The sequence below is a fragment of the Rhodococcus sp. NPDC056960 genome, from assembly GCF_042674125.1.
Lineage (GTDB): Bacteria > Actinomycetota > Actinomycetes > Mycobacteriales > Mycobacteriaceae > Rhodococcus_F.
This window is the reverse complement of record NZ_JBHURF010000021.1, coordinates 91,752-110,022: the sequence shown is the minus strand read 5'-3', so window position 1 is coordinate 110,022 and position 18,271 is coordinate 91,752. Positions and strand designations below refer to the sequence as shown.

The 18,271-nt window shown below is 69.9% G+C and carries 13 protein-coding genes; 7 read left to right on the top strand and 6 right to left on the bottom strand.

Features of this window, described 5'->3' with window-relative positions; translation table 11 throughout:
* Both ACFTWF_RS30045 and ACFTWF_RS30040 read left to right on the top strand, forming a co-directional pair.
* Positions 1-3,297, top strand: a complete 3,297-nt coding sequence (locus ACFTWF_RS30045; protein WP_378464759.1) for an ATP-dependent helicase — start codon at positions 1-3, stop codon at positions 3,295-3,297.
* A complete protein-coding gene (locus ACFTWF_RS30040; RefSeq protein WP_378464758.1) occupies positions 3,294-6,638 on the top strand; it encodes an ATP-dependent helicase in 3,345 nt (1,114 codons plus the stop codon). The genes ACFTWF_RS30045 and ACFTWF_RS30040 overlap by 4 nt, the downstream gene beginning before the upstream one ends.
* Here the strand turns inward: ACFTWF_RS30040 and ACFTWF_RS30035 are convergent.
* Complete coding sequence (locus tag ACFTWF_RS30035; RefSeq protein WP_378464757.1) at positions 6,604-7,002, bottom strand: hypothetical protein; 399 nt, start codon at positions 7,000-7,002, stop codon at positions 6,604-6,606. The genes ACFTWF_RS30040 and ACFTWF_RS30035 overlap by 35 nt on opposite strands.
* A 121-nt stretch (positions 7,003-7,123) precedes the next feature.
* On the opposite strand from ACFTWF_RS30035, the gene ACFTWF_RS30030 reads away from it, so the two are divergent.
* Together ACFTWF_RS30030 and nudC are read left to right on the top strand one after the other, a co-directional pair.
* The gene (locus tag ACFTWF_RS30030) at positions 7,124-8,191 is read left to right on the top strand and encodes a potassium channel family protein (RefSeq protein ID WP_378464756.1); all 1,068 of its coding nucleotides are present in this window, start codon (positions 7,124-7,126) and stop codon (positions 8,189-8,191) included.
* Positions 8,192-8,211: 20 nt separating this feature from the next.
* The gene (gene nudC, locus ACFTWF_RS30025) at positions 8,212-9,123 is read left to right on the top strand and encodes an NAD(+) diphosphatase (protein ID WP_378464755.1); all 912 of its coding nucleotides are present in this window, start codon (positions 8,212-8,214) and stop codon (positions 9,121-9,123) included.
* On the opposite strand, the gene ACFTWF_RS30020 is transcribed toward nudC, so the two are convergent.
* Positions 9,120-9,374: a mycoredoxin gene (locus ACFTWF_RS30020; RefSeq protein ID WP_037245224.1), complete on the bottom strand. Its 255-nt coding sequence runs from the start codon at positions 9,372-9,374 to the stop codon at positions 9,120-9,122. The genes nudC and ACFTWF_RS30020 overlap by 4 nt on opposite strands.
* Positions 9,375-9,452: 78 nt before the next feature.
* Between ACFTWF_RS30020 and ACFTWF_RS30015 the strand changes: the two genes are divergently transcribed.
* Complete coding sequence (locus ACFTWF_RS30015; protein WP_378464754.1) at positions 9,453-11,591, top strand: ATP-dependent DNA helicase UvrD2; 2,139 nt, start codon at positions 9,453-9,455, stop codon at positions 11,589-11,591.
* A 454-nt stretch (positions 11,592-12,045) separates the two neighbouring features.
* On the top strand, positions 12,046-12,387 hold the full coding sequence (locus ACFTWF_RS30010) for a WhiB family transcriptional regulator (RefSeq protein ID WP_252189861.1): 342 nt from the start codon (positions 12,046-12,048) through the stop codon (positions 12,385-12,387).
* A 189-nt stretch (positions 12,388-12,576) separates the two neighbouring features.
* Here ACFTWF_RS30010 and ACFTWF_RS30005 read toward each other — a convergent pair whose 3' ends face one another.
* The 3 genes from ACFTWF_RS30005 to ACFTWF_RS29995 form a co-directional block, all read right to left on the bottom strand.
* Entirely contained in the window at positions 12,577-13,938 is a 1,362-nt protein-coding gene (locus ACFTWF_RS30005; protein ID WP_378464753.1) for an ABC1 kinase family protein, read from the bottom strand.
* Complete coding sequence (locus tag ACFTWF_RS30000; protein WP_378464752.1) at positions 13,935-14,828, bottom strand: hypothetical protein; 894 nt, start codon at positions 14,826-14,828, stop codon at positions 13,935-13,937. The genes ACFTWF_RS30005 and ACFTWF_RS30000 overlap by 4 nt, the downstream gene beginning before the upstream one ends.
* 120 nt (positions 14,829-14,948) lie before the next feature.
* Positions 14,949-16,376: a zinc-dependent metalloprotease gene (locus ACFTWF_RS29995; RefSeq protein WP_378464751.1), complete on the bottom strand. Its 1,428-nt coding sequence runs from the start codon at positions 16,374-16,376 to the stop codon at positions 14,949-14,951.
* Between the two features lie 113 nt (positions 16,377-16,489).
* On the opposite strand from ACFTWF_RS29995, the gene ACFTWF_RS29990 reads away from it, so the two are divergent.
* Entirely contained in the window at positions 16,490-17,512 is a 1,023-nt protein-coding gene (locus tag ACFTWF_RS29990) for a PDZ domain-containing protein (protein WP_378464750.1), read from the top strand.
* A gap of 21 nt (positions 17,513-17,533) precedes the next feature.
* On the opposite strand, the gene ACFTWF_RS29985 is transcribed toward ACFTWF_RS29990, so the two are convergent.
* Complete coding sequence (locus tag ACFTWF_RS29985; protein ID WP_185729064.1) at positions 17,534-18,145, bottom strand: PPA1309 family protein; 612 nt, start codon at positions 18,143-18,145, stop codon at positions 17,534-17,536.
* Positions 18,146-18,271 lie beyond the last annotated feature (126 nt).

Here is an 18,271-nt window from a genome sequence, read left to right as displayed (position 1 = left end):
ATGACGGAATCGGCGGTGCGCACCAAGGCGTCGGCTCCTCGTGCCCGGCTGGTGCACCGGCGCAGCCCCGGCCGAGAGACCCGGGTGTGGGACGACTCCACGCAGCGGGTCCTCACCGCCCCACCACTCGGCCTGGGCTGGAATCCCTGGCAGGTGCTCGGCGGCCCCGGCACGGGTAAGACGTCGCTGCTCGTGGACACCGCGGTCGACCGGATCGCCGGCGGGGAAGACCCCGAGTCGGTGCTGGTGCTCACGCAGTCGCGGCGGGCGGCGGGCGGGGTCCGCGAGGAGGTCACCGCCGCACTCGTCGGACACGACGAGCAGCACGGGCCCCGCGCCACCCGCGAACCGCTCGTGCGCACCGTCCACTCCTACGCGTTCGCGGTGCTGCGACTACAGGCCGCCGCCCACGGAAACCCACCGCCTCGGCTCATCACCGGAGCCGAGCAGGACGCAGTGCTGCGCGAGATGCTGCACGGCGACATCGAGGACGGCGGCGAGATGTGGCCCGAACGGCTGCGTCCCGCATTGGCACTGGGTGGCTTCGCCGTCGAACTGCGCGACCTGATGCTGCGTTCCAGCGAGCGGGGGCTCGGCCCCGAGGACCTGATCAAGCTGGGCCGGCGGCACTCCCGTCCGGAGTGGGTCGCGGCGGGAATGTTCGCCACCCGCTACGAGCACGGCATGCTGCTGCGCGGAGCCGTGGGTGTGGAGGCCCCCGAGGCCACGGCGCCGGCACTGGACGCCGCCGAACTCATCGGTGCCGCCCTCACCGCGTTCGCCACCGACCCGGACCTGCTGCGCACCGAGCGCGCCCGGGTCCGGCACCTGCTCGTCGACGACGCGCAGCACCTCGATCCGCAGGCCGCGGAACTCGTTCGCCTCCTCGGAACCGGTACCCGCACCACGGTGGTCGCCGGCGATCCGGACCAGTCGATCTACGGATTTCGCGGGGCCGACCCGTCGTTCCTCGTCGAGCTCGCCGGCAAGGGCGATCCGCGACAGGTGCTGCTACCGGTCAACTTTCGCAGCGCGGCGGAGGTCGCGACCACCGCGGCGCGGATCACGTCCCGGCTCCCCGGCCACTTGCCGCATCGGATCTGGGTGCCGTCGCGGGACGGCGGCAGAACCGTGGTCCGGGTCCTGGGCACGGCGGCGAAGGAATCGGCCCTGATCGCCGACACCCTGCGCCGCGCCCATCTCCTCGACGGCGTGCCGTGGTCGGAGATGGCTGTGATCGTGCGCTCGGTGCCGCGTGCGCTGGCCCCGCTGCGGCGTGCGCTGCTGGGGGCGGGTGTGCCCGTCACCACCGCGGCCTCCGAACTGCCCCTGGCCCGGCAGCACGGGGTGTCGGGACTGATGCTCGTGCTGCGGGCACTGTCCGGCCAGGAATTCACCGGCGAGGACGCGCTCGCCCTGCTGGCCGGTCCGGTCGGGGGCGCGGAACCCGTGGCGCTCCGGCGTCTTCGCCGGGGCCTGCGGCGCGCCGAACTGGCATCCGGCGGCGACCGGGACTCCGCGGAGCTTCTCCGGCTCGTCCTCGTCGGCGAGACCGACAGCACCCGCCGGGTCACGGCCGGACTGACCGACGTCGAGGCCGCCTCCTTGAACCGGGTGCTGTCCGTCCTGCGGAAGGCGAAGGTCCCGCTGGACCGGGGCCGCGGCATCGAGGACGTGCTGTGGGCGGCCTGGCAGGCCACCGGACTCGAACGTCGCTGGGCGGCCGCCTCGGCTCGCGGTGGCCCGATCGGGGCCCAGGCCGACCGCGACCTCGACGCCGTGGTCGCCCTGTTCGACGCGGCCGCGAGCTACGTCGACCGGCTCCCTCGCGCGCAACTCGCCGGGTTCGTCGACTACCTCACCGGGCAGGCCATTCCCACCGCCCGTACCGTCTCCGCCGTCCCTGTCGACGCCGTGTCGGTGCTCAGTGCGCACTCGGCCGCCGGCCGCGAATGGGACGTCGTCGCCGTAGCCGGTGTGCAGGAAGGGCTCTGGCCGAGTCTGCGTGCCCGGGGCAGCCTGCTCGGCACGGAGGCGCTGATCGATCTCACGGGTGGGGTGTCCGACGGCAGCCAGACGGCCGCCGACCGGATGTCGCGTACCGCGCCGCTACTGGCCGAGGAGCGGAGGCTGTTCCTGGTCGCGTGCAGCCGCGCCCGGCGGAGTCTGCTCGTCACCGCCGTCGATTCGGCGAGCGGCGACGCCGATCTCGTCCACTCCCGCTTCGTCGACGAACTGCTCGCGGGAGATCAGGGTTCCGACGTCGAGGACGCGGTCGTGCAGGCGGAGGACCCGGCGACCCGGGTTCTGGCACTGCCTGCGCTCGTTGCCGAACTGCGCAGCGTGGTCTGCGATCCGGAGGTCGCGGAATCCGACCCCGCGCGGCAGGAACGCGCGGCGCGTCAACTCGCCCGGCTCGCCGAAGCCGGGGTACGCGGCGCACACCCCGACCAGTGGTACGGCACAGCCGAACCCAGCACCGGCGTCGCGCTGTGGAACGCCGAGGACGGGCCGGTGTCGCTGTCGCCGTCCACGGTCGACCTGCTCAACACGTGCCCGCTGCGGTGGCTGCTCGAACGCCACGGCGGGACGGACGGCGACAACACCCATGCCATCGCCGGAACGCTCGTGCACACGCTCGTGCAGGCCCTCGCCGGGCGTATCCCGCCCGACCAGGTGGAGCATGCGCTCGAGACCGCCTGGGAGTCCATCGATCTGGGGTCGCAGTGGTATTCGCGTCGCGAACTCGACCGCACCCGGGACATGCTCGCCACCTTCACCGCCTGGCTCGGGAACACCCGATCCGAACTCACCGAGATCGGCGTGGAGGTGGCGGTCGACGGCATCCTGGAACCGAGGGAGGAGGGCGCTCCGGAGATCCGGCTGCGGGGGCGGATCGACCGGCTCGAGCGCGATGCCGAGGGCAGACCCGTCATCGTCGACGTGAAGACCGCCCGGTCACCCGTCACCAAGGAGGACGCCCAGCAGCATGCCCAGCTCGCGGCCTACCAGGTGGCGGCCGCGACCGGCGCGATCGACGGGGAGCCGGCCTCGAAACCCGGTGGGGCGCGGCTGGTCTTCGTCGCCAAGCCGCACCGGAAGGAGGGCGCCACGCAGCGCGTACAGGCGCCCCTGTCGGACGACGACCTCGAGATGTGGACCGCCGTCATCCACGCGGCGGCAGCGGCAACCCAGGGGCCGAAGTTCCTCGCCCGTGTCAACGACGGATGCAGGCACTGCCCGGTGCGGACGAGCTGCCCGGCACACGACGAGGGACGGCAGGTGACGTCGGAATGACCGGCCGCATCGACCCGGTGGAACTCGCGATCGGCCTCGGGCAGCATCCGCCGACCCCGGAGCAGGCCGCCGTCATCGCCGCCCCGCTCGGCCCCACCCTCGTGGTCGCGGGGGCGGGCGCGGGCAAGACCGAGACGATGGCGGCCCGGGTCGTGTGGCTGGTGGCCAACGGTGTCGTCGACCCCGAGGCGGTGCTCGGGCTGACGTTCACCCGCAAGGCCGCACAACAGCTGACCGCCCGGATCCGGAAGCGGCTCGCCCGGCTGGCCGGCTCGGAACTGCTCCGCCGGGTCGACCCCAGCGGCGATCTCCGGTCGAGAATCCTTGCGGGAGAACCGGAGGTCAGCACCTACCACTCGTACGCCGGACGACTGCTGTCCGAACACGGGCTCCTGCTGCCCATCGAACCGTCGGCGACGTTGCTGTCGGAAACGGAACTGTGGCAGCTGGCGCACAGGGTGGTCAGCTCGTGGGACGGCGACCTCGACACCGACCGGAATCCGGCCTCGGTCACCGAAGCCGTGCTGGCACTGTCGGGGCAGCTGGCCGAGCACCTCGTCGAACCGGACGACCTGCGGGAGGCGCACACCGAGCTCGACAAACTCGTCCACACCCTCCCCGCCGGACCGCGGCAGCGCGGCGGCCCGAGCAAGGAACTGCTCGACATCCTCGACACCCAGCACCGGAGGGTGGAGCTCCTTCCCCTGGTGCAGCGTCTCGCAGACACTCTGCGCCGGGAGGGCGCACTCGATTTCGGCAGTCAGATGTCGCTGGCGGCGCGCGTCGCCTCCGACCATCCGGAGGTCGGCGTGGCCGAACGCCGGCGGTTCCGGGTGGTGCTGCTCGACGAGTACCAGGACACGGGGCACTCGCAGCGGGTACTGCTGTCGTCGCTGTTCGGCGGTGGTCTGGACGGCGCACTCGCGCTCACCGCGGTGGGCGACCCCATGCAGTCGATCTACGGCTGGCGCGGAGCGTCGGCGGCCAACCTTCCCCGCTTTGCCACGGATTTCCCGCTGGCGAAAGGAGATCCGGCGCCGACGCTGGAACTGCTCACCAGTTGGCGCAATCCGCCGGAGGCGCTGGCACTGGCCAACATGGCCTCGCAGTCCCTGCGTGAGCGAGGGGTGTCGGTCAGCACGTTGCGGGCGCGCCCCCAGGCCGTACCCGGTGACGTGCGGCTGGCTCTCACCGGCGACGTGGTCCAGGAACGGGAATGGGTGGCCGATCGCATCGCCGAGCAGTACGCCGACGCCGCGAGCCGCGGCGAGGACCCGCCGACCGCGGCCGTGCTGATCCGCCGCAACGCCGACGCCGCGCCGGTCGCGGAGGTGCTGCGCTCCCGGGGACTGCCGGTCGAAGTGGTCGGTCTCGGCGGACTGCTCCACACGCCCGAGGTGGCCGACGTGATCGCGATGCTGCGGGTGGTCGCCGACCCGATGGCAGGTAGTGCCGCCGTGCGGATGCTCACGGGGGCGAGATGGCAGATCGGGGCCGCCGACCTGACGGCGTTGTCGCGCCGGGCATCCGAGCTGGCCATCGGGACGGGGTACGGCACCACCGGCGCCGTCACCGATTCGTCCGCGCTGGCCGAGGCCGTCGGCGAGGCACTGCCCGGGGAACACGCCGAGCAGGCCGGGCTGGCGGATGCGCTGGCGGATCCCGGACCCGCCGAACGCTATTCGGACGTCGGATACGCGCGGATCACCGCCGTCGCGGGCGAGTTGGCGTCGCTGCGCGAGCGGATCGGGCAGCCGCTCACAGAGTTGGTGGCGGAGGTCGAACGGGTGCTGGGCATCGGCATCGAAGCGCATGCCCGGACGCGGCAGGCGGCACGCGGGAGCGCAGGGCGCGAACATCTCGACGCCTTCGCCGACGTCGTCGCCGGGTACGCGAGCCGCACCTCGGCCACCGTCACCGGGCTGCTCGCCTTCCTGGCGGCCGCGGAATCGGTCGAAAAGGGTTTGGCACCGGGCGAAGTGGAGGTCGATCCGCACCGCGTCCAGGTGCTGACCGTGCATTCGGCCAAGGGGCTGGAATGGGAAGTGGTGGCCGTACCCCACCTCACCGCCGGCGTGTTTCCCTCGCGGACGGCATCCGGATCCTGGCTCGGAGCGGTCGGTGAACTTCCGCCGTCGCTGCGCGGAGACCGGGCCCGGCCGGGTGAGTCGGCCGACGGCGTGCCGGTTCTCGAGCTCGAGAATCTGTACGACCGGAAGGATCTCGAAGAGGCAGTGAAGGCGCACAAGGCTTCGCTGGCGGCACGCAAACTCGACGAGGACCGCCGGCTGTTCTACGTCGCACTCACCCGGACCGAACGAGTGCTCTTCGCGTCGGGCCATCACTGGGCAGAGTCCGGCACCGAGCCGAAGGGGCCGTCGGAGTTCCTCACAGAGTTGCGCGACACGGTGACGGACGAGGACCACGCGGGAATCGGCATCGTCGACGTGTGGGCGCCCGCACCCGAGCCGGAGGAGCAGAATCCGCTGACCAGTACCCCCAAATCGGCCGCGTGGCCGCGCGATCCGCTCGGGCTCCGCCGGGAGTCGGTGGAACGTGGCGCGGCGCTGGTCGTCGCGGCGCTGAAGCACACCGGCACACCGGCCGAGGGGGATGAGGACGACGATCCGGAGAATTGGGCGGCGGACGTCGATGCCCTGCTCGCGGAGCGGGAAGCACGAGCGAATGCCCGCACCGAAGTGGTTCTGCCCGCCCAGTTGTCGGTGAGTCAGCTCGTCGAGCTGGAGGCCGACCCGGACGCTCTGGCCGCCCGGCTCCGGCGACCGCTGCCGTTCCCACCCAATCCGCTCGCCCGGCGCGGCACCGCGTTCCACGCCTGGGTGGAGCGCCGCTTCGGGGCCACCCGGCTGCTGGACCTCGACGAGCTCCCCGGTGCCGCGGACACGGGCGCGGGCCCCGACACCGATCTCGCGACCCTGCAGGACGCGTTCCTGCGTTCGTCCTGGGCCGAACGCAACCCGACGGAGGTCGAGGTGCCGTTCGAGACGTCGGTGGCGGGAACGGTGCTCCGCGGTCGGATCGACGCGGTGTTCGCCGATCCCGACGGTGGGTGGACGGTGATCGACTGGAAGACCGGCGCCGAACCGAGCGCGGCCAACGAGAAGGCCGTGGTGATGCAGTTGGCCGCCTACCGGCTGGCCTGGTCCGAACTGATGGACGTGCCGATCGAGCGGGTGCGCGCCGCGTTCCACTACGTGCGGACCGGACGGACGATCGCGCCGGACCGTCTACCCGACGCCGTCGCGCTCGCCCACCTCATCCGGTCCGCCGGCGCCGGGCAGGAACTCAGGCCTGACGACGAGCCTTCAGCGCCTCGGTGACCAGCGGGATCTGCAACGGAAGTCGCAGCACCGCACCGGCTTTCTGCACCGTCGTCGTCTTGGAACTCTTCAACCAGTCGGCCGCCATGTTGATGTTGGCGGGGAAGACGGCGACGAAGAGCAGCGCGGCGAGACCGCCGCCGAGCCTGCGGGTCCGCGGCACGGCCAGCGCGGTGCCGATGGCGAGTTCTGCGACCCCGGACGCATAGGTGTAGGTGCGGGCCTCGCCCGGCAACTGGGTGGGCACCGTGGAATCGAAGAACTTGGGCGCGACGAAGTGCATGGTGCCGGCGCCGAGCAACAGCGCGGCAAGGCGCAGTGCGGGCTTCTGGCTCGGTCGTGGAGTGTGGCTCTGTCGTTGCATGACGCCAGCTTGCACGAACCGCCCGGTTCGCGACAACGAGGCTCCGACGTGTCACCGGTGGGGCAATCGGGGTTAGGCTGCCAGCCGATGTCGGAGTTCGGTGCAACGTGGAGACAAACATATGGCCGGTAGGCTGCGTGAGAGATTGAGCAGGTCGGACACCCTCACCGACCGGCCGGATTTCGCATTGGTGGGTGTGCTGCGGATCCCGGAGCTGCAGACCAGTCCGGCCCGGGCGATCTACCGCCGGGTGGGTATCGCCTTGGCGGCGTTGGCGTTGGCGGTCCTCATCGTCTACATCGACCGCGAGGGCTATCGCGACGCGCAGGACAACGAATTGTCGTTGCTCGACTGCATCTACTACGCGACGGTGTCGTTGTCGACGACGGGGTACGGCGACATCACGCCGTTCACGCCGTCCGCGCGACTGGTCAACGTCCTCCTGATCACGCCCCTTCGAATCTTCTTCCTCATCGTCCTGGTCGGTACGACCCTCTCCGCGCTCACGGAGAGCTCCCGGCAGGCGTTCAAAATCCAGCGTTGGAGGCAGCACGTGCGCAATCACACCGTGGTGATCGGCTACGGAACGAAGGGACGCACCGCGATCGACGCGATGCTCGGTGACGACGTTCCGGCGTCGGAGATCGTGGTGGTGGACACCGACCATGCGGTGCTCGATTCGGCGGCCAGCAAGGGCCTGGTGACGGTCCACGGGTCCGCCACCAAATCGGACGTCCTGCGGTTGGCGGGCGCGCAGAACGCGTCGGCGATCATCGTCGCGGCCAACCGCGACGACACGGCGGTGCTGGTGACGCTGACGGCGCGCGAGATCGCCCCGAAGGCCAAGATCGTGGCGGCCATCCGGGAATCGGAGAACACGCATCTGCTCCGGCAGTCCGGCGCCGACTCGGTGGTCGTGTCCTCGGAGACGGCGGGCCGGCTCCTCGGCATCGCGACGAAGACGCCCAGCGTCGTCGAGATGATGGAGGATCTGCTCACCCCCGAGGCCGGGTTCGCGATCGCCGAGCGCTCCGTGGAGCGCGACGAGATCGGCGGCTCGCCCCGCCACCTCGCGGATATCGTGCTCGGTGTCGTGCGGGACGGACGGTTGATCCGGGTCGGTTCGCCGGAGGTCGATTCGATCGAGGAGAACGACCGACTGCTGTACATCCGTAGGGTCACTAACTGATCGGCAGTAGTGTCGACGACGTGACTGCATTCCGGTTGAACGAAACCCCGCTCCTGTCCCGTTCCGCTGTCGGGCGGGCCGAGGAATTGCGTTCGGACACGGACGCGTTGCGGGCGGGCTGGCCGGAGGCGCAGTTGCTGCGTGTCAACCACCGCGGACAGGTGCGGGTGGGAGACGACGGACTGGTCTTCGCCGAGGCCACCGAACTCGGCCCCGAGCCGCAACCGGGCGCAGTCTTCCTCGGGGTCCGCAAGGACCGGCACGTGTGGGCGGTCCGGGTGCAGGCGCTGACCGGCGAACTGGCCGACCTCCGGATGCTGGGCGGGACCCTGGACGACGCCGACGCGGGGTTGCTCACCGGCGCGCTGGCGATGCTCAACTGGCACGACAACGCCGGCTTCAGCGCCCTCGACGGTGCGCCGTCGGAGCCGACGATGTCGGGGTGGTCGCGGATCTCGACGAGCACCGGGCACGAGGAATTTCCCCGCACCGATCCGGCGGTCATCTGTATCGTCCACGACGGCGGGGATCGCGTCCTGCTGGCCCGGCAGCCCACGTGGCCGCCGCGGCGGTTCTCGATCCTGGCCGGGTTCGTCGAGGCCGGTGAGTCACTCGAGACGTGCGTCGTCCGGGAGATCAAGGAAGAGGTGGGTGTCGACGTCCGCGACGTCCACTACCTGGGCAGCCAGCCCTGGCCGTTTCCCCGTTCGGTGATGATCGGATTCGCGGCCGTGGCCGATCCCGACGCCCCGTTGACGTTCCCGGACGGCGAGATCGCCGAGGCCCGGTGGTTCACCCGGGACGAGGTGCGCACGGCACTCGAACTCGGCGACTGGGCGTCGGACGGCGACGCCCCGCTGCTGCTCCCGGGCTCGATCTCGATTGCGCGCGGCATCATCGAGTCCTGGGCGGGAGCAGCAGCAGCGTCCTAGACGCCGAGGAGCTTCTTGACCTGCGACAACGACGGGTTGGTCGCGGTGCTGCCGTCGGCGAACTTGACGGTGGGGACGACATGGTTCCCGCCGTTGACGCTGCCGACGAATTCTGCCGACGCCGGATCGTCCTCGATGTCGATCTCCACGTAGCCGATACCGGACTCGTCCAGTTGCGTCTTCAGGCGGCGGCAGTAGCCGCACCAGGTGGTGGAGTAGATGGTCAGGGCGGGGGTGTCGGTTGCAGTCACGGCGCATATAACACCACGACCCCGTCTTGTGTTCCCACCGCGGTTCGTCCGCTTCGCGTCGTGTCGGTTGCCCCTGTCATGATGGACGCCATGTCAGCAGCCGGCGCAGCAGAGGTGACGAGTACCGGTCTCGATCCCGAACAGTCCGCAGCGGTACTCGCTCCGCGGGGCCCGGTCTGTGTGCTGGCGGGGGCGGGCACGGGGAAGACCCGGACCATCACCCGGCGTATCGCGCACCTCGTGGCCAGTGGGCACGTCGCGGCGGGGCAGGTGCTGGCGGTCACGTTCACGGCCCGCGCGGCAGGCGAGATGCGGGGCCGGCTGCGCAGCCTCGGCATCGGTGACGGGGGAGCGCAGGTCCAGGCGCGCACGTTCCACGCCGCCGCGCTGCGACAGTTGAGGTACTTCTGGCCGCAGGTGGTCGGAGACACCGAGTGGCGGCTGCTCGACCGCAAGTTCGCGGTCGTGTCCTCCGCCGCGGGACGGGTCGGGTTGTCCACCAGCACGGAAAGCGTCCGCGACCTCGCGAGTGAGATCGAGTGGGCCAAGGCCTCCCTGATCGCTCCGGAGGACTACCCGCGCGCGGTGGCGAAGTTGCGCAGGGAGGCCCCGGTCGACGCCGCCAAGGTCGCCGAGGTGTACCACGGATACGAGCAACTCAAGGCCCGCGGTCAGGACGGGATGCTCCTCGATTTCGACGACCTGCTGCTCCACACGGCGGCGGCGCTCGAGGAACACTCGGCGGTCGCCGAGGAGTTCCGCGACCGCTACCGCTGCTTCGTCGTGGACGAGTACCAGGACGTCACGCCGCTGCAACAGCGCGTCCTCGATGCGTGGCTCGGAGAACGGGACGACCTCACCGTCGTCGGTGACGCCAACCAGACCATCTACTCGTTCACCGGCGCCACACCTAACTACCTGCTCGACTTCTCGCGGCGGTTCCCCGAGGCGACGGTCGTGCGCCTCGAGCGCGACTATCGGTCGACCCCCGAGGTCGTGTCGATGGCGAACCGGGTCATCGGGGCGGCCCGCGGCAGGATTGCGGGCACCCGCCTCCAGCTGATCGGGCAACGCGACTCCGGGCCCGAACCGAGTTTCGTCGAGTTCGACGACGAACCGGCCGAGGCCGCCGGTGTGGCGCGGACGATCAAGCGGCTCATCGCGTCGGGCACCCCGGCGGCGGAGATCGCGGTCCTGTACCGGATCAACGCCCAGTCGGAGGTGCACGAGCAGGCGCTGACGAAACTCGATATCCCGTACCAGGTGCGCGGCGGCGAGGGATTCTTCACGCGCACCGAGGTGCGCCAGGCGGTCGCGGCGCTGCGCCAGGCCGCCGGCCGCGACGATCTGCCGGACGCCGTCGGCGCCGATCTGGTCACTCTCGTCCGCGCGGTGCTCACGCCGTTGGGGCTGACCGACGTGGAACCGGCGGGTGCGCAGGCCCGGGAACGGTGGTCGTCGCTGTCGGCGCTGGTCGCCCTCACCGAGGAACAGTTGACGCAGGACCCGGAGTTGACGCTCGACGCCTTGCTGCGCGAGCTGAGTCTCCGCGCGGAGGCGCGACACCCACCCGTCGTGCAGGGTGTGACGCTCGCGTCCCTGCACGCCGCGAAGGGTCTCGAATGGGATGCCGTGTTCCTCGTCGGGCTCACCGACGGCACACTGCCCATCCAGCACGTGCTCGGCGACGCCAACTCGGCCCCCGACGAGGCCGCCGTCGAGGAGGAGCGCCGGCTGCTGTACGTCGGCGTGACCCGCGCCCGGGAGCACCTGCAGATGTCGTGGGCGCTGTCGCGGAACGAGGGCGGCCGCAAGTCGCGGCGGCGTTCGCGGTTCCTGCACGGACTCATTCCCGAAGACTCACCCGCCTCGCGGATCGCGGCGCCCGTCAAGAGCAACAAGAAGCGTCCCCGGTGCCGGCTGTGCGGAAAACAGCTGATCGGGACGACCGCGACCATGCTCGGTCGCTGCGAGGGGTGCCCGTCGAACGTCGACGTGGAACTGCTCGAATCGCTGCGGTCGTGGCGGCTCGAGAAGTCGCGGGAGCTGAAGGTCCCGGCGTACGTCGTGTTCAGCGACAACACGCTGACGGCCCTCGCCGAGCAGCGCCCGCAGGACGATCGGGGGCTCGTCGCGATCCCGGGGATCGGCGCAAAGAAGCTCGAGCAGTTCGGCGAGGACGTCCTCGGCGTGATCAAGGGAAGCGGCAGCAGCTGAAACACTTCCGCGCAGCGGCGGAGTTGAGCCCATCACCGCAGGTCAAAAATAGGTTGTGCGGTTCCGGAGAATTGCCTACTGTGGTTTCAGTGCACGGGGAGACTCGTGTGGTTTACATCGGATCGAGAAGAAATGGAGGTGGCAGTGAGATGACGAAGTACCAAGCACATGTGACGGCAAGCGCTGCTGCCTCCCCGCTGTTCGGCATGAACGCGGCGGAACCGGCACCGGCGATCGTCTGGTCGGCAGCCCGTCGTCGTCCCGCAGCAGCAGTCGAGTCCGTGTATCGGAGTGGTCGAGGAATTCCTCGATAGAACGTCACTCCCACCGTCTTTTTCAAGGCCACGGACCCGCATCGCGGACCGTGGCCTTCGTAGTTCGAGCACTCTTCCTGCTCGCAGCCTCGGCTCTGGTTCGCACCCACTCCATCGAACCGAAGAGAATGACCGTTGCAATGAGAGCAGAGGAGAAGGACGTGTCTACCGTGACATGCCGAGGGGTATCCGAAACCTCAACCGCCACAAGCGGATTTGTTCAGATAGTGTCCACGCGTGGTGACCTGCCCTGCCGGGTCGACGACCCCGACCTGTGGTTTGCGGACTCGCCCACCCAGCTGGAGCAGGCCAAGGCGCTGTGCGCGTCCTGCCCGATCCGCTCTCGCTGCCTCGACGCCGCCCTCGATCGGGCCGAGCCGTGGGGCGTGTGGGGCGGCGAGATCTTCGACCAGGGTGTGGTGATCGCCCGCAAGCGTTCCCGGGGACGTCCACGCAAGACGCAGACCTTGGTCTGTGCGTAGAACCGATACGGGGCGGAAGAGTTCGGGCGTTGGGGGGCCGCCCCCCCCCACCCCGCCCCCCGCGACCCCCCCACCCCCGCCCCCGCCTGGTGTTTTGGTCACCACCCGCGGGGGGGTTTCTGTGGGGGGGCGGCCCCCCCCCAACCCCCGGGGGGGGGCGGCCCCAACGCCCGTTCTGTGTATCGGGGCTCAGATCGTGTCTTCGTCCTCGTCCTCGGGCGCGGGCTCCGCGAACCCGGGAAGCCACCGCGTCAGGATTTCCATGTACGGCGCGTACGCATCCAGCTGAGCGCAGATCCCGACCGAGCCGACGAGAACCCGGAAAATCATCAGATACTCGGCGGGCAGGTTCAGTGCCCGGGCCGTACGGAACTGGGAACTGTTGAAATCGGTGGCGGAACCCGCGGCCTTCTGCAGCCAGGCACGGGTGAAGTGGAACGACTCGGTGCGGATCGGGTCGGTGACCGGGCGCAGGTAGTCCGCGATCTCCTTGTCGGTGACCGTTCTCCCGGGGAGGACGAATCCGTTGGCGTGCAGCAACTCCGTCAGTTCGTCGAACTGCTCGTGGACGGACAGGCGGACCATGGCCCCCAGCACGGGTGGGAGCCCGTGCGGAAACGGTGCCGCCGCACCGAAATCGATGACACCGAGACGGCCGTCGCTGTGCAGCATGAAGTTTCCCGGATGCGGGTCGCAGTGCAGCAGACCGACGCGCGTGGGGGAGGCGAAGTGGAACTCCGCGAGCAGCGCCCCCGCGGTGTTGCGTTCCTCAGGTGTGCCGTCCGCGATGATCGCGGACAGGGGCTTCGCCGACATCCATTCGGTCACCACTACTTTGGGAGCGCTGGCCACCACGTGCGGAATCGCGAACTGCGGATCACCGTCGTACACCTTGGCGAAGCGGCGCTGATTGTTCGCCTCGATCCGGTAGTCGAGTTCTTCTTCGGTGCGGGCCGTGAATTCGTCGATCACGGGGCGCACGTCGACGCCGGGCATCACCGAAGCGAACAGTCCCGCGAACCGGCCGAGCGTCTTCAGGTCGGCGCGCAGCGCTTCGTCGGCGCCGGGGTACTGCACCTTGACCGCCACGTCGCGACCGTCGGCCCACACCGCGCGGTGTACCTGGCCGATGCTGGCCGACGCGGTGGGGGTGTCGTCGAACGACTCGAACCGGTCACGCCACCGGGTGCCCAACTGCTGGTCGAGCATCTTGTGCACGGCACGCGCCGGCAGCGGGGGTGCCTGCGCCTGCAGCTTGTTCAGCGATTCACGGTAGGGCTCCGCGAACTCCTCGGGGATCGCGGCCTCCATGACGCTGAGCGCCTGCCCCAGTTTCATGGCCCCGCCCTTGAGTTCGCCGAGGACGGCGAACAATTGCTCGGCAGCCTTCGCGCTGAGCTGGGCGTCGATCTGGTCCCTGTCGCCGCCGGTCAGCTTGCGGCCGAAGCCCATCGCAGCGCGTCCCGCGATCCCCAACGGAATGCTCGCGAGTTTGGCGGTGCGGGCAGAACTCCTGCGGGGGATGTCGGACACCCCACCATCATGCATCATGACGGTCGACGGTTGGATTCACCCACGGCCGGTGCCAGATACGTGCAGCTGCAACTCGCCTGCCGAGGCCAGCGCCGGGTCACCAGCCGATGCGCGCCGAGGTCGATCTCGAGGGTCGCGTCGAGGCTGCTCGGCGGCGCCCCGCGGGGCGCGGCGAGAACCGCCTCGAGCTGGCCGAGGGCGACCGCGGCGGTGGCCATGATCACGGCGGGGCTCGCGTGCCCGACGGTCCCGAGGAGCTGTGCGGACAGGTGCGGCCAGTCCTCGTCGTACGCGGCGCGGAGGAGGTCGGCGCACCGGAGGCAACTGGTGTGACCGGGGAGCACCAGAGGACCGACCACGCCGCGTCCGTCCCGCAGCCGGGCCTGAAGGTGGGGAATCCCGTTCTGGACGAGGTCCGCGGCGAGTCGCGGCTCGGCGACCAGATCGTCCGCCAGCACGACGCACAGGGCGTTCCACCGCCGGACGTCGCCGTCGGCGGAGTAACGGTGGGACCGGGACACCCGGATCCCGGCGTCGGAGAGCCCGGCCGACAACGCGTCGGAGAGCGGGCCGCGCCCGTGCACGCGGATCACGACAGTGTCCGCGACAGCGGACGCGGTGCCGACCTCGATCAGGCCGGCCCGGTCGAGATCACCGAGGAGTTTCGACACGTCCGTCGGCGCCAGGCCGTACCCGACGGCAGTCCACAGGATGTGCGGCCGAGAATGCTTGCCGTCGAGGAGCCGCACGACGGCCAGGAGCTGTTCGGTCCGGACCCCGGGCGGCGGAGCGAGGACGAGCGCGCGTTCGGGATCCCAGCCGAATTGGACCCGTCCGTCGGGGCGGACGAGTACCGGAATGCGAGGGTCGAGGGTGACGCCGACGTGCGGTGGGTTCTGGATGGTCACATCCAGAGAATTGCAGGCCCCGACCGCGTGTCAGCCCGCGGAATGCGAGTTGTCCACAGGCCGAAACATGCCTCGACCTGTGGATTTCCCGCTACCACGATATTGGTGATTTTCAGGCGGTCAGGACTCCGGCTCGTCGTCCTTGCCGGACTTGCCGCGTTCGGCCTCCTCGGCCCGCTCACGGGCTTCGGTCGCCTCCAACTGGGCCATCGGATTGTCGAAGTTTCCGCCGTCGCCGCCGCCGAGCACCCGGTCGACGAACGCGTCCGGGCTGTCCAGGTCGGACGAGTCGGGCAGCAGGTCGGGGTGAGCCCACACGCCGTCACGGGCGTCGACGGTGGACTCGGAGGTGAGGCGATTCCACAGCTGCGCGGCCTCGCGCACCTTGCGGGGACGCAATTCGAGTCCGACCAGGGTTGCGAACGTCTGCTCGGCGGGTCCACCGGTCGCGCGCCTGCGGCGGAGCGTCTCGCTGAGGGCGGCGACACCGGGAAGGCGGTCGTTCAGCGCTGAACCGACGACGACCTCGACCCAGCCCTCGATGAGGGCGAGGAGCGTCTCGAGGCGTTCGAGCGCCTGCTTCTGCTCGGGTGTGGTCTGCGGCTCGAACGCCCCCTGCTGCAGGATGTTCTCGAGCTGCGACGGATCGCTCAGCGCCGACGGATCGAGATTCTTCGCCATGTCCTCGATCGCGGAGAAGTCCATCGTGATGCCGCGGGCGTACTCCTCGACGGTGGCGAGGAGGCGCTGACGGAGCCACGGGACGTGGCTGTAGAGGCGCTGGTATGCGGCCTCGCGCGCGGCGAGGAACACGAGGATCTCGCGGTCGGGCTGCTCCAGTCCCTTGCTGAACCGCTCGACGGCGGCGGGAAGCAGCGCGCCCGTGCCCGCCGGACCGAGCGGCAGACCGATGTCCGTGGAGGTGAGCACTTCCTTCGACAGCTGGCCGAGTGCCTGGCCGAGCTGGGAGCCGAACGCGAGGCCGCCCATCTGGCTCATCATGCCGAGCATGGGCCCGGCCATCTGCTGCGCCTCCTCGGGCAGGCCCTGCACCCACATGCCGGCTACCTTCTCCGCGACGGGGTCGCACAGCCGCTTCCACGTGTCGAGGGTGTTGTCGAGCCAGTCGTTGGGTGTCCACGCGACGGTCTTCGACGCGCCCGCGGGCAACGTCGTCGCGGCGTCGAGCCACAGTTCGGCGAGCCGCGAAGCATCGGCGATCGCCTCGGAATTTCCCTGGGTGATGGGAGCGACGGACCCCATCTGCTGGCGGGCCAGCTTCTTCGCGATCTCGTAGTTGACGGGCCCGGTCTGTTCACCCGACCCCATCGACGTGCCCATCCCGCTCAGCATCTGACCGAACTGGGTCAGCATCTGACCGAGCGCGGCCGGGTCGAACCCCCCGGCCGGGAAACCACCCGCCCCGAAACCGAAGTCGCCGGAACCACCCGCGTTCTTGTCGCGGTCGGGTCCGTTCTGATCCCCCGTGTTCTTGTCACGATCGGGATCGTCGTCGGAGTTGGAGAAGCCGAACGGCAGATTGCTCATGACTCAACGGTACAAGGCGCATGGTCGCGTAGGTGCCCACCACGTCACGCTGACGGCGAACACGCGGACGGCCGACGGCGGCGCCGGCCGGTTCGCGCTCTACGCTGGTCCAGGTGAATCGACGGATCGTGACGCTTCTGGCCGCGCTGGCCCCGATCGTGGTACTCGGAATTCTCGGCACGGTGATCAAGGTGCCGTTCGTGGCTCTCGGCCCGGGCCCCACGTTCAACACCCTCGGTGAAGTGGGCGGTGAGCAGGTCGTCGCGATCCAGGGGACGGAGGTGGACGAGACCACCGGGCACCTCAACATGACGACGGTCGCCGTGCGCGACGACCTCAACGTGTTCGAAGCGTTCGGATTGTGGGCCAGCGGACGCCAGGGCATCGTCCCCCGCGAGGAGGTGTACCCGCCGGACAAGTCGAAGGACGAGGTCAAGCAGGAGAACGACGCCGACTTCCAGCAGTCCGAGGACAGTGCCGAACTCGCCGCGCTCCACTTCCTCGGCAAGCCCGTCGACCTGCGGGTCGCCAAGGTCGGGGAGGACGGCCCGTCCGCGGGAATCCTGCGTGAGGGCGACGGCTTGGTGAGCGTCGACGGAACGGCGGTCTCGACGGTCGGCGACGTGCAGGAGGCGGTGGCCGCGGTGGCGCCGAACACGGAGGTGCCGATCGTGGTCCGCCGGGACGGCGCGGAGACGACGGTCCGGGTGACCGTCGGGGCGCGTCCGGGCGACGAGTCGAAGGGCTATCTGGGAATCACGCCCGAAGAGGTCCCCGACGTTCCGTTCACCATCGATTTCAACCTGGCCGACGTGGGCGGACCGTCGGCGGGACTGATGTTCACGCTCGCCGTCATCGACAAGCTGAGCCCGGGCGAACTCAACGGCGGCAAATTCGTCGCCGGCACCGGCACGATCGATTCCGACGGCGACGTCGGACCCATCGGTGGCATCAAGTACAAGTTGATCGCCGCGGACGAGGCCGGCGCCGAGACGTTCCTCGTGCCTGCGAAGAACTGCGACGAGGCCCGCCAGGGCGCACCCGACGGGCTTCGGCTGGTGAAGGTCGAGACGCTCGCCGGAGCCGTCGACGCGCTGGAGACCATCGACGCCGGTGGCGACGCGCCCGGCTGCTGAGCGCCCGGACGCCTTTCCTGCCTAGTCTTCTTCGGTCGCGTCGAGGGTGGCGTACAACGCGCTCACGAGATTCGGCGCGAGATCCTCGGAGGTGAGCAGTTCGATCCCGGCGTACGGGTCGGCGTCCTCGTCGGGGCGCAACTGCATCAGGCACAGCGACGGCCCGTCGCGCAGCACGGCGGCGATCAGCCGGGCGGACCGGCGGTCGGGATGCGACTCGGCCGTGGCCCGCGCCGCCTCGTCGGCGGCGTCGCGGTCGGACAGCAGCGGGACGAGTGCGTCGTCGAGGTCGGACTCCGCCCCGGGCGGCAGGACGACGATCTCCTGAACGAGAGCACACCCCACCACGGACTCGGGCCAACTGGTGGTGGCGAGGAACTCGTCGAGCGCGCGTGACCCGCCGTCGATGTCGTCGGGGAACGGATCCTGTTCCACCGGGGTCAGTTCCGCGCCGTCGGCGAGTTGGTCGAGCAGGCTCGGTTCGGCGGCCGCGAGGAGTTCGGTCGGGACGAGTGCGAACATCTGGGGCGGCTGATCCCACCCTCCGGCGTCGACGAATTCGATTACTTCGCGCACACAGCGGGCGAGGGCGTCGGGCTCCCGGTTCACATACTCTTCACTCACGAGACCCATCTTCCCACCCCCGGAACAGGACCGACGGCCGCATCTCCCGGTTGTTACGTAGAGTGGGACGAAACGGTCACGCCCTTGCTGTTCGGGTGTGGACGGCCGAGCAGTGCAGTTGATCGCGGCGCGACA